Genomic DNA, 12274 nt, shown 5'->3' with positions numbered 1-12274 from the left:
CGCCAATCCGCGCCATCTGTGGATCATGAAAACCATCGGCCTCATCGGCGGCATGAGCTGGGAATCCACGGCTCACTACTACGCCATCCTCAACCGCGAGACGGCGGCCCGCCTCGGCGGCCTCCACTCCGCCCCGGTCATCGTCCACTCGGTCGATTTCGCCCCCATCGAGGCAATGCAGCGGGCCGGCAACTGGGACGGTGCCGGTGAGATCCTCGCCAGCATCGGGAAATCGCTTGAAGCGCAGGGCGCCGGCGTCATCGGCCTCGCCACCAACACCATGCACATCTGCGCCCCGCAGATCGTTGCGGCACTCGGCGTGCCCTTCGTCCACGTCTCGGCGCCCACCGCCGACGCGCTGATTGCCGACGGCATAGGCAAAGTCGGGCTGCTCGGCACCCGCTTCACCATGGAAAAGCGCTTCTACATCGAAGGACTGGAGGCACGCGGGCTCGAGGTGCTGGTGCCCGATGTCGGCATCACCAATCTCAACGGCATCATCTACGAGGAGCTCTGCCTCGGCATCGTCCGCGACGAGTCGCGCCGCACCTATGTCGACGCCATCACCCGCCTGCAGGGCCGCGGCGCCGAAGCGGTGATCCTCGGCTGCACTGAGATCTGCATGCTGATCGACGACAGCGTCAGCCCGCTCCCGACCTATGACACGACGGATTTGCACGCCAAGGCGTTGGTGGCTGCGGCTTTGGGCTGAGACCGGGCACCACAGCGCCACAACCTCGATCCTCATCCCGGCGAAAGCCGGGACCCAATGCGCGGGCCGATCAGCGCACGCTAGCAGTGCCGATCCTTCAGCGAAAGACCGGCACGATCTCCGTCAGACCCACCAACTGAGCGGTGGGTCCCGGCTTTCGCCGGGATGACGGCGGTGGGTGGGATAGGTCACACCGACCCGGACTCGGATCAAGCCGCCCGCCGCATCCCGCCGGTCTGCTCCACCACCTGGAACACCTCGACGATCCGATCCAGCTCGCTGGCCTGCGCCTCGGTCTGTTCGATCGCCGCGTTGGTCTCCTCGACCAGCGCTGCGTTGTGCTGGGTCATCTCATCCATCGTCCGCACGGCGGTGTTGACCTCGTCGATCGCCGAGGCCTGCTCGTGGCTGTCGCGCGCGATCTTCTCCATCAGCTGATTGGACGAGCGCGCCGCTACGAGGATCGCCCCGAGCTTTTCCGCCGCCTCGGCCACCAGGCGCGAGCCGGCCTTCACCTCGCTGCCCGATTGCTCGATCAGCGCCTTTACCTCGCTCGAGGCGCCCGCCGCCGATTGCGCCAGCCGCCGCACTTCCACCGCAACCACGGCGAAGCCCTTGCCGGCATCCCCCGCCCGTGCCGCTTCCACCGACGCGTTCAACGCCAACAGGTTGGTCTGGAACGCGATATCGTCGATCATGCCGATGATGTTGGAGATCTTGCCCGACGAGGTGGTGATCCGCTCCATCGCCGTGTTGGCATCCTGCATCACCACGCCGCCCTGCTCTGCCGCCAGCGTCACCCGCCCCGCCGCCTGGCTCGCCTGTTGCGCGTTCTGGGAATTGGCGCTCACCGTCGCCGCCAGCTGCTCCATCGCCGCCGACGTCTCCTCGATGGTCGCCGCCTGCCGGGTCGTGCGCTCGCTCAGATCATTGGCCCCCGACAGGATCTCGCCCGTCGCCGTCTTCAGCGACCGCGACGTGCCCTTCAACTGGCCGACGATCTCGGTGAGCCGCTCGGCCACCGCATTGGTATCGTCCTTCAGCCGCGCGAAAGCCCCGCCATACTCGCCGTTCACCCGCTGCGTCAGGTCGGTCTGCGCCAGTGCCGACAGCACCTCGCCGGTCTCGCCCAACCCGCGATCCACCGTCTCGACCAGCTGGTTGACGCTGCCAGCCAGCGTGTTGAGCTCCGCATCCGGGAACTCGGCCGCCACGCGCCTGGTGAAATCGCCGTCGATCGCCGCATCGACCACATCGCCGAACGCCTGCTGCAGCTCGGCCATCATCTTCACCCGCGCCTCCTGGTCGCGGACGATGCGCACCGCCTCGGCTTCGGTCATCTGGCTGACCTTCAGCGCATTCTCCTTGAAGATCTCAACCGCCTTGGCCATGGCGCCCAGCTCGTCGCCACGCCCGACACCCGCGACCTCAGTGTCGAGCTTGCCTTCGGCCAGCCGCTCCATGGTCTGGGTCAGCCGGGTGATCGGCCGGGTGATTGTCCGCGCGAACACGAAGCCCGCCGCCGCGACCAGCAGTAGCAGCCCCGCCGCCACCTCCAGCATCATGTTCCGCATCTCGGCGATCGGCGCGAACACCTCGTTCTCGTCCATCGCCGCCGCCAGTGCCCAGTCGAGCCCCGGCGCCTCGACCGGCGCCGCCGCGACGAGGAACGTGCCGCCGCGATAACCCTTGAGCTCGCCCGACGACGCGGTGCCGCTGAGGGCCGCAGTAATGGCTGGACTGTCGATTGTCGCCGTCAAAACGTCGCTCTCCGCCGTGAAGGCAGAATCGGACCGCACGAACCCATCCGCCCCGACGATCAGCGTCTCTCCGCTGGTCCCGAGCCCGGTGCGGTTGTCAATGACTGGGGCAAGCCGGCTGGCCGGCAGCTGAAAGGCCACCGCGCCGATCTTGCGGCCCTGCGCGTTGAACACCGGCTTGGCGAAGAACGCCATCGCCTCGGCCGCGCCGGGATAGCTGGCGAAATCTGCGAATGCCGTCTCCGTCGGCGACTCGATTTCCAGCGCCTTGCGGGCGGCATCGCCGAGGCCCGTCTTGGCATAGGGCCCGTCGACGAAACTCGTCGCGAAATCGTCCTGCTTGGCGGTCGAATAGACCAGCAGCCCCTTGGTATCGAACAGATAAAGGTCACCATAGCCGGCCGCGAGGATCTGCTCGCGGAAATGCGGCTGCACCTTGGTGTGCGGGGTTGCGTAGGTCAGCGTCGTCTGGGGCGTGTCGAGCAGCAGCCGCTTGTCGGCCGCGTTCGGATTGTCGGACACATAGACCTTCTTCAGCGCACCCGCCGGATCAGGATCCTTGATCTGCAGCCACGCGCCGGCGAAATCCCTCAACGCCTGGATCGTCGCATCGGCGCTCGCCGTGGCGACCAGGTCGGCCTCGACCGACTTCATGTAGGCGCCAAGCTGGTTGGCGCGCTCGAAAGCCAGCGTCGAGAGGTTCTGTCGCGCCTGCGTGCCCAGCGCGCTCGAGCCGATCAGATAGCTCGCCGAGCCAACCCCAGCGCCCACCAACAGAGCCGAGGCCAGCAGCACCAGCGGCAGCTTCCGCGAGATCGTGAATGCCTTCATCTTTTCCCCGAGGTCTTCTGTCCTGACCGCCAGGCGGCCCGCGCCTTCTGCTGCGCGAGCCATACCTTAGGGATCCGAATTTAAGGGCGCGTTAAACATGCAACGGCCGGCCTCAGGCCGCCCGCCGCATCCCCCGACTGGCGTCCGCCACGTTGAACACCTCGACGATCCGATCGAGCTCCGACGCCTGCGCTTCGGTCTGTTCGATCGCCGCATTGGTCTGTTCGACCAGCGCCGCGTTGTGCTGGGTCATTTCATCCATCGTCCTGACGGCGGTGTTCACCTCTTCGATCGCCGAGGCCTGCTCGTGGCTGTCGCGCGCGATCTTTTCCATCAGCTGGTTCGACGAGCGCGCCGCCCCGAGGATGGCTTCGAGCTTGTCCGCTGCCTCGGCCACCAGCCGCGACCCGGTGCTGACCTCGGTCCCCGACTGCTCGATCAGCGCCTTCACTTCGGACGAGGCGCCGGCCGCCGACTGGGCCAGCCGCCGCACCTCCACCGCCACCACCGCGAAGCCCTTGCCGGCGTCGCCGGCCCGCGCCGCTTCGACGGAAGCGTTGAGGGCCAGGAGGTTCGTCTGGAACGCAATGTCGTCGATCATACCGATGATGTTGGAAATCTTGCCCGACGACGAGGTGATCCGCTCCATCGCAGCGTTCGCCTGCTGCATCACGCCGCCGCCCTGCTCGGCCGCCAGCGTCACCCGCCCCGCCGCCTCGCTCGCCTGCTGGGCGTTCTGCGCATTGGCAGTGACAGTCGACGCCAGCTGCTCCATCGCCGCCGACGTCTCCTCGATGGTCGCCGCCTGCTTGGTGGTGCGCTCGCTGAGGTCGTTGGCACCCGAGAGGATTTCGCCCGTAGCCGTCTTCAGTCCGCGCGATGTTCCCTTCAGCTGCCCGACGATCTCAGTCAGCCGCTCGGCCACGAGGTTGGTGTCATCCTTCAGTCGCGCAAAGGCACCGCCATATTGGCCGTTGACCCGATGTGTCAGGTCGGTCTGTGCCAGCGCCGACAGCACTTCGCCAGTCTCGCTCAGCCCGCGATCCACCGTCTCCACCAGCTGGTTGACGCTCCCGGCCAGTGCGTTGAGCTCGGCATCGGGGAACTCCGCGGCGACCCGCCTCGAGAAATCGCCGTCGATCGCAGCATCCACCACGTCGCCGAACGCACCCTGGAGCTCCGCCATCATCTGCACGCGCGCCTCCTGGTCGCGGACGATGCGCACCGCCTCGGCCTCAGTCATCTCGGCGACCTTCATGCCATTCTGGCGGAACACCTCGACAGCGCGAGCGAGCGTACCCACTTCGTCGACACGCGCCGTCTCCGGCACCGTGACCGAGTAGTTGCCCTCCGCCATGGTCTTGACCGTCCGGCCCATTGCGCCGAGCGGCCCGCCGACCAGCATGCGGAGCAGCAGGAACAGGATCGTGCAGGCGACGATGACGCAGAGCGCCGACAGCACGAGAATGGTGTTGCGCCCTTCGGTCGCCGCCGCTTCCAGCGTCGCAATCGGCACGCTGGCGATCACCACCCAGCGGTCATCCGTGCCACCGACACTGAACGGCACCGCCGTCTGGCGCAGCGCCACGCCGTCGGCGCCAGTGCTGTCCTTATCCTTGACCGCATTGTCTGCCAGTGCGCTGGCAAAGATCACGCCGACCGGGTCCGCCGGATCGAGAGTCTTGCCGATCATCGTCGCGTCCGGATGCGCAACAACGATGCCCGTCGCCGAGACGATGATGATGTGACCGGTGCCGAACGGCTTGATATCGGTCATGCGCGTGTTGATGTCGCCCAGCGCCAGGTCGACGCCGCCGGTGCCCATATACTTGCCGCCCGATGTGATCGGCCCGCCGAACGACATGATCAGCATGTCCTTGCCGGCGACCGTGTAGCTGTAGGGCTCGATGGCGACGACGCGGTTCAGCTCCTTGGGCTTCAGGTAGTAGTCGCCGGCGCCCGGCTGGTCGTAGCCGGTCAGCGCCTCGAGGACGATCTGCCCCGACCCGCGGTTCCAGTAAGGGATGTAGCGCCCGGTCGCGTCGTGCCCCGGCTTGCCGACCGCCGCCGCATCGTTGCCGTCGAGCGCATTGGGCTCCCAGCCCGACCATGCACCGAGCAGGTTCGTATTGTTCTCGAGGAACTGGCGGATGGTCGCATCGTAGACCGCGCGGTCCACGACCCCGGCCGCATGCATCCCTTCGAGCGCCGTGATGATCCCCTCGGCCGCCCGTTCGCCGCGCATCAGCTCGGCCTTCACCTCGCCGGCAATGCCGGTGGTCGTCTGGGCCTGCAGCTGGCGGGTCTGCGTTTCGATCGTGCCGCCGACTTGCAGCACCAGCACGGTCATGCCGATGGCGAAGACCGCCGCAAGCGCGGCGCCCCCCATCAGAGCCACTTTGAGGGACAAGGAACGAATGCGCATGCGGAACGGCTCCTGCCGAGTAATGCTTCTACTGCATTGAACGCGGTGCGCCGTTAAGGAACGGTCAAGCACGATGGCATCTGCTGCAAAAATAGGCAGAGGAACTCGGCCCGCAAAGCACGACCCCGGCCACCTGCGTGGTCGGGGTCATCATGGATCAACGAGGGCGCCGCTCCGCGACCGGCATTGTGCCGATCAGAATTCGGCCCAGTCCTTGGCGATCGCGGCGTTGCCATTGCTGAGATAGCTCTTGGTCGCCGCCTTCACCTTGTGCTGCAGCGTCTTTATCGAGCCACCGCGCGGCATCTCCACCGGCGCCATGGCGCTGCCGGCGTCGTCGATCGAGAACACGTCGACGATCCTGTCGAGCTCGTTGGCCTGGCCCTCGGTCTGCTCGATCGCCGCATTGGTCTGTTCCACCAGCGCCGCGTTCTGCTGGGTCATCTCGTCGAGCGCCCGCACCGCCGAGCTCACCTCGTCGATGGCGCCGGCCTGCTCGCGGCTCGCCGTGGCGATGCCCTCGATCAGGGCCGAGCTTTCGCGTGCCGTCTCCAGCATCGCAACCAGCTTCTGCGCTGCCTCCGCCACCAGCTTCGAGCCACCGGCGACTTCGGCGCCCGACTGCTCGATCAGCGCCTTCACCTCGCTCGAGGCACTCGCCGCCGATTGCGCCAGCCGCCGCACTTCCACCGCCACCACGGCGAAGCCCTTGCCGGCATCTCCGGCCCGCGCCGCTTCTACCGACGCGTTCAGTGCCAACAGGTTGGTCTGGAATGCGATGTCGTCGATCATGCCGATGATGTTGGAGATCTTGCCCGACGAGGTGGTGATTCGCTCCATCGCCGCCGTCGCCTTCTCCATCACCGCGCCGCCCTCGGTCGCCGTCCGGCTGACATCCTGCGCCTTGTTCGAGGCATCGGCCGCACGCTTGGCATTCTCGGTGACGGTGGACGCCAGTTGCTCCATCGAGGCCGACGTCTCCTCGATCGTCGCCGCCTGCTTGGTGGTGCGCTCGCTAAGATCGTTCGCCCCCGAGAGGATCTCCCCGGTCGCCGTCTTCAGCGCTCGCGACGTCGTCTGCAGCGAGGTAATGATCTCCGTGATCCGCTCCAGCGAGGCGTTGAACGCCTGCCGCAGCCCCTCATATTGCCCGGTGAACTGGGTATCCACCCGACCGCCCAGGTCGCCCTCGGCCATCCGCGCCAACGAGGTCTTGAGCAACTCGATGATTGCTTCGGACCGCTTTCGCTCGGTGATGTCGGAGGCGAACTTCACCACCTTCATCGGCTTGCCCGCCGCATCGAATACCGGGTTGTACGAGGCCATGATCCAGACCTCCTTACCGCCCTTGCCCAGCCGCTTGAACTCCGACGAGATGAACTCGCCGCCGCGCAGCCGCGCCCAGAACTGATCGTACTCGGCGCTCGCGCCGTAGCCCGGATCGACGAACATCCGGTGGTGCCGCCCCTGGATTTCCTCGAGCCGGTAGCCCAGCGCACCAAGGAAATTCTCGTTGGCGGTGATGACGGTGCCATCGAGCTTGAACTCGATTACTGCCTGGGCCCGGCCGATCGCCGCCACCTGCCCGGCCATGTCCGCCGCGCGGTTCTTCTGCTCGGTGATGTCGGCGGCGAACTTGATCACCCGGACCGGCTTGCCTGCCTTGTCGAGGATCGGGTTGTAAGTGGCCTGCAGCCAGATCTCCCTGCCGCCCTTGCCGAAGCGGCGATACTCGCCCGACTGGAACTGCCCGGCGCCCAGCGCCCGCCAGAACTCGGCATACTCCGCCGTCTGCGAGAACGCCGGATCGACGAACATCCGGTGATGCTTGCCCCGCACTTCTTCCAGCGAATAGCCCACCGCGCCGAGGAAGTTGCTGTTCGCCGTAACGATGGTGCCATCGAGCATGAACTCGATCACCGCCTGGCTTCGCATGATCGCATCGACCTTGCTGCGGTCGTCCGAATGCGAACCGCCGGAAAATCCGGCGAAAATTGATTGACCCATGACTTCTGCCCCCAAAACCGCTTCTGCGATCGATGCGATTTCAACCGTAATCCGCTTGAGGAACCTCCAAGCCGGTGGTGCGCATTAACCCGCGGTACACCATGAGGTTTACCTATCGGGGGAGGGAGAGCAGTTATCGCGCAGTACGGGCCGATGCGTACTTTGGCGGCCTGTCGGGTAATATTCCGCCGCTCAAACGAAAAAGGGCGCCGGAAGGCGCCCTTTCATCGGCTATCCAGGCTAATTGGCCACTAGAACTCGTCCCAGTCCGCCTTGATCGCTGCGTTGCCCTGGGTGAGGTAGGCGCGCCGCGCCGTCGCCCGGGGTACCGGTGCCGCCACGCTCGCCTCGCTCACCGTGAAGACGTCGACGATGCGGTCGAGCTCGCCCGCCTGCGACTCCGTCTGCTCGATCGCCGCATTGGTCTGCTCGACCAGCGCGGCGTTGTGCTGCGTCATCTCATCCAGCGTCCGCACGGCAACGTTGACCTCCTCGATCGAGGAGGCCTGGGCCCGGCTTTCGCCGGCAATGCCCTGCAGCAGCTCGTAGTTGGTGCGCGCGCCCTCCAGCATCACCCCAAGCTTGGCCGCCGCCTCCGCCACCAGCTTCGAACCGCCGGCGACTTCCGTCCCCGATTGTTCGATCAGCACCTTTACCTCGCTCGAGGCACTGGCGGCAGATTGCGCCAGCCGCCGCACTTCCACTGCGACGACGGCAAAGCCCTTGCCCGCATCACCCGCCCGCGCCGCTTCCACTGAGGCATTGAGAGCCAACAGGTTCGTCTGGAACGCGATGTCGTCGATCAGCCCGATAATGTTGGAGATCTTCGCCGACGATTGCGTGATCCGCTCCATCGCCGCAGTCGCCTCGCGCATTACCTCGCCGCCCTGCTCTGCGGTACGCGACACATCGGCGGCGTTGCTGCTCGCCGATTCCGCGCGCTTGGCATTCTCCAGCACCGTCACCGCCAGCTGCTCCATCGCCGCCGAGGTCTCCTCGATGGTCGCCGCCTGCTTGGTGGTGCGTTCACTGAGGTCGTTGGCGCCCGACAGGATTTCGCCCGTCGCCACTTTCAGCGAGCGCGAGGTCGAGCGCAGGTTCGTCACCACCTCGGTCAGCCGGTCGCCCACCGCATTGGTGTCGTCCATCAGCTTCTTCAGCGATCCCGAATAACTGCCTTCCATGCGCCGCGTCAGGTCCGCCTGCGCCAGCGCTCCAAGCACCTGCCCGGTCTCGCCGATCGAAGCATCTACCGTTTCGATCAGCTGGTTCACGCTGTACGCCAGCGTCCGCAGGTCCTCATCGGCAAACTCGTCACTCACCCGGCGGCTGAAGTCGCCGTCGAGGGCTGCGCCGACAGCATCGCCGATTTCCCGGTTCAGTGCCGCCGCCGCATCGGCCCGCGCCACCGTCACCTTGGCCGTCGCAGCCGCCTCGCCTGCCAGCAGGTCGCGATTGCGCAGAGCTTCGCGGAAGATTCCGAGCACCTTGCCGAGCCCGTTCACCTCGGCAACCCTATGGCTCGCGTCCACCGTCACCTCAAGGTCGCCCTCGGAAAGGCGGCGGAAGCCGTCGGTCATGTTCGCCAGCGGCTTGGCGACGAAGCGCTGCGCCAGCAGCATCGTGGCAAGTGCCAGCCCGAGGATCAGCACCAGGCCGCCCCAGGTGGCGATGTCCGAGAACAGCGCATTGCGCTCCGCGGCGCGCAACTGCGCGATATTGGCCGCCTCGATCGCATCCGAGATTGCCGACATCTGGCCTTCCAAGGTCTCGAAGCTCTCATCGAACGCCGCGAGATCGGCCGTGGCGCCGGCTACGTCGAGCTTGTTGACCTTGCCGACCAGTGCGGTGGCCGCGTTGATGTACGCATCGAGCGGCGCCTTCACCTCATCGAGCGCGTTCTTGATGCTCTCGGGCAGATCCAGTGCGTTCTGCGAGTCGATCGCCTGCCGGAACGAAGCGCCGTAGCTCATCACCTCGCTGTAAGCGTCCCTGGCCATCTCAACGTCGCCGCTGACGCCGGCATAGAGCCCGCGGAACACGATCCCGCGCATGCTGTCATGCAGCATGTCGGCGGTCATATGCGCACGCATCGACGTCATCATCGTCTCGGAGGTCTTCCCCGATTGCTTGAATTCGGCGGAGACGTAGAAGCTCGCCCCCGCCACCACGACACCGATCAGCATCAGCGTAGCCGACAGGCCGAACACCAGGGTCCTGAGCCGGACCCCGTTTGCCGGCGTTGTCGGCGCGCCGTATTCCGGCGTCGTCGTCTCCGCGCCGGCAGTACCCTTGTTCTTCATTCTGAAGTTCCGTCGGCCGACGCCACCGCCTTCTGGCGGCCCGGAAAACGCACGCGGCCGGCGCGCGTCCCGTCGTTAACGAAAAGTGCGCTCTAGCGGTTAATGCGTAGTTGAAATCCCCGGCGGGGGCTAAAATTCTGCCCAGTCGTCGGTCTTGATCGCGGTGTTGCCGCGGCTGAGATAGGTCTTCGCCGCCGCCTTCACGCGCTGCTCCAGCGCCTTGACGCCGCGGGCCGGCTGCAGTTCCACCACTGGCGCCACCGCCTCGGCCTGGGCGTCCACGGTGAACACCGCAACGATCCGGTCGAGCTCGCTGGCCTGCGCCTCGGTCTGCTCGATCGCGGCGTTGGTCTCTTCGACGAGCGCCGCGTTGTGCTGGGTCATCTCGTCCATCTGGCGGACCGCGGTATTGACCTCCTCGATGGCCGAAGCCTGCTCGCGGCTGTCCTGCGCGATCCCTTCCAGCAGCTCGCGATTGCCGCGCACCGCCACCAGCATCTGCTCGAGCTTGGCCGCCGCCTCGGCCACCAGCCGCGAGCCGCCCTGCACTTCATTGGCCGATTGCTCGATCAGCGCCTTCACCTCGCTCGAGGCACTGGCCGCCGATTGCGCCAGCCGGCGCACTTCCACCGCCACAACCGCGAAGCCCTTGCCCGCATCACCGGCCCGCGCCGCTTCCACCGAAGCGTTGAGGGCGAGGAGGTTGGTCTGGAACGCGATGTCGTCGATCAGCCCGATGATGTTCGAGATCTTCGCCGAGCTCTCGGTGATCCGCCCCATAGCCGCGTTAGCGCTGAGCATCACCGCCCCGCCGGCTTCCGCCGTCGTCGTCACCTGGCCGGCATTCTCCGAAGCGCCCGCCGCGCGCTGCGCATTGGCCAACACGGTGGTCGCCAACTGCTCCATAGCCGCCGAGGTCTCCTCGATCGTCGCCGCCTGCTTGGTGGTGCGCTCGCTGAGGTCGTTGGCGCCTGACAGGATCTCGCCGGTCGCGGTCTTCAGGTCGAACGAGGTCTTTTTCAGCTGCGTCACGATATCGGTCAGCTTCTCCGCCACCGTGTTGGTGTTGTGCTTCAGCCGCGCGAACTCGCCTTCGTAATTGCCGTCCATGCGCCGGGTCAGGTCGGCGTCAGCCAGCGCTTCGAGCACGTCACCCGCCTCGTTGAGACCGCTCGCTACGGTGTCCATCAGCCCATTGAAGTTCTTGGCGATGCGTTCGATGTCGGCATCGGCGAAGTGCGCGTCGATGCGGTGCTTCAGGTCGCCCTTTAGCGTCGCCGCCACCACCCCGTCAAAGGCGTTCTGGAAGCTCATCATCATCGCGGCGCGCTCGGCCGCCTTCTCATGCCGCGTCCGCTCGTCCTCGTTCAATTCGGCAACGCGGATGCCGTTCTCCTTGAACACCTGCACCGCGGCCGCCATCTGGCCGATTTCGTTCTTCTCGCCGGCATAGGGCACGTCTACGCTGAGGTCACCGCCGGCCAGCCGTGCCATCGTCTCGGTAACCCGCGTCAGCGGCCGCGACACATAGCGCGTGCCGACATAGATCGCTGCGCCCACACCGGCGAGTAGCCCGAGGATCGTTGCGCCAGCCACCACCGGCAGGATCAGCGCCTCGAAGCTGCCGATATCGGCCTTGATCGCGTCGAACTGCGCCTGGTCATTCTCCACCACGGCGTCAATCTCGCCCTGGTAGGCCTTGCGGTTGGCGCGGTTGGCGTCGTTGTTGCCCTGCGCGTTGGCCTGCGCCGGATCGATCGTCGCAAGGCGCGCGGTTTCGGCACGGAACTGGCGGAACTCCGCCGTGCGGGCCACCACCTGGTCGAACGCCGCCCGGTCGGCCGCCGGCACCAGCGGCTGCCACTCGGCGAGGTGCGCGTCGATCTTGTCGAGCGACTTCAGCAGCCCCTCGGCGAACGGCGCCGCCTTCTCGACGTTGGGCGATGCATAGATGCCGCGCGCGTCCATCACCACGGCCGTCACCAGCCGATTGAGATGCTCGCCGTTGAACGCCCGCTGCGACGCCGCCTCGAGCTGCTGCGTGCGCTCGGTGAACGACGTCGTCACGAACAGGGCGAGCCCGCCGATGACTGAAACAACCAGGCCCATGACGGCGACGATAAGGAAAAGGCGGGTCCGGATCTTCATTCTGCTGCGCTCGCTCTGATTCTGGAGTGGACGACGACGGGGCACGACTGAGCGCGTTCGGAATCGCTTCCGCTGAACGGCTTAGGAC

General features: G+C 66.3%; 6 protein-coding genes. 1 reads left to right on the top strand and 5 read right to left on the bottom strand.

From position 1 onward, the window contains the following. Positions 1-25 precede the first annotated feature (25 nt). Positions 26-712, top strand: coding sequence for an aspartate/glutamate racemase family protein (locus AC1DV8_RS01590; protein ID WP_477156216.1), 687 nt, complete (start codon positions 26-28; stop codon positions 710-712). Positions 713-921: 209 nt separating this feature from the next. On the opposite strand, the gene AC1DV8_RS01585 is transcribed toward AC1DV8_RS01590, so the two are convergent. The 5 genes from AC1DV8_RS01585 to AC1DV8_RS01565 all read right to left on the bottom strand — a co-directional run bounded on the left by AC1DV8_RS01585 (position 922) and on the right by AC1DV8_RS01565 (position 12186). Continuing rightward, complete coding sequence (locus AC1DV8_RS01585; protein ID WP_477156215.1) at positions 922-3303, bottom strand: methyl-accepting chemotaxis protein; 2382 nt, start codon at positions 3301-3303, stop codon at positions 922-924. Positions 3304-3415: 112 nt separating this feature from the next. Next, positions 3416-5728, bottom strand: a complete 2313-nt coding sequence (locus AC1DV8_RS01580) for a methyl-accepting chemotaxis protein (protein WP_477156214.1) — start codon at positions 5726-5728, stop codon at positions 3416-3418. Positions 5729-5923: 195 nt separating this feature from the next. After that, positions 5924-7735: a methyl-accepting chemotaxis protein gene (locus AC1DV8_RS01575; RefSeq protein ID WP_477156213.1), complete on the bottom strand. Its 1812-nt coding sequence runs from the start codon at positions 7733-7735 to the stop codon at positions 5924-5926. Positions 7736-7986: 251 nt separating this feature from the next. Next, positions 7987-10038: a methyl-accepting chemotaxis protein gene (locus tag AC1DV8_RS01570; protein ID WP_477156212.1), complete on the bottom strand. Its 2052-nt coding sequence runs from the start codon at positions 10036-10038 to the stop codon at positions 7987-7989. Positions 10039-10167: 129 nt separating this feature from the next. Then, the gene (locus AC1DV8_RS01565; protein ID WP_477148194.1) at positions 10168-12186 is read right to left on the bottom strand and encodes a methyl-accepting chemotaxis protein; all 2019 of its coding nucleotides are present in this window, start codon (positions 12184-12186) and stop codon (positions 10168-10170) included. Positions 12187-12274 lie beyond the last annotated feature (88 nt).

Source organism: Devosia sp. P3_B2 (assembly GCF_056402875.1).
Note: the sequence above shows the minus strand (reverse complement) of the source record. Positions and strands in the feature narration are given on the sequence as shown.

Bases quoted from the DNA above. Each gene is read 5' to 3' on its own strand.
- AC1DV8_RS01590 (WP_477156216.1), top strand. From the start codon at position 26: ATGAAAACCATCGGCCTCATCGGCGGCATGAGCTGGGAATCCACGGCT.
- AC1DV8_RS01585 (WP_477156215.1), bottom strand. From the start codon at position 3,303: ATGAAGGCATTCACGATCTCGCGGAAGCTGCCGCTGGTGCTGCTGGCC.
- AC1DV8_RS01580 (WP_477156214.1), bottom strand. From the start codon at position 5,728: ATGCGCATTCGTTCCTTGTCCCTCAAAGTGGCTCTGATGGGGGGCGCC.
- AC1DV8_RS01575 (WP_477156213.1), bottom strand. From the start codon at position 7,735: ATGGGTCAATCAATTTTCGCCGGATTTTCCGGCGGTTCGCATTCGGAC.
- AC1DV8_RS01570 (WP_477156212.1), bottom strand. From the start codon at position 10,038: ATGAAGAACAAGGGTACTGCCGGCGCGGAGACGACGACGCCGGAATAC.
- AC1DV8_RS01565 (WP_477148194.1), bottom strand. From the start codon at position 12,186: ATGAAGATCCGGACCCGCCTTTTCCTTATCGTCGCCGTCATGGGCCTG.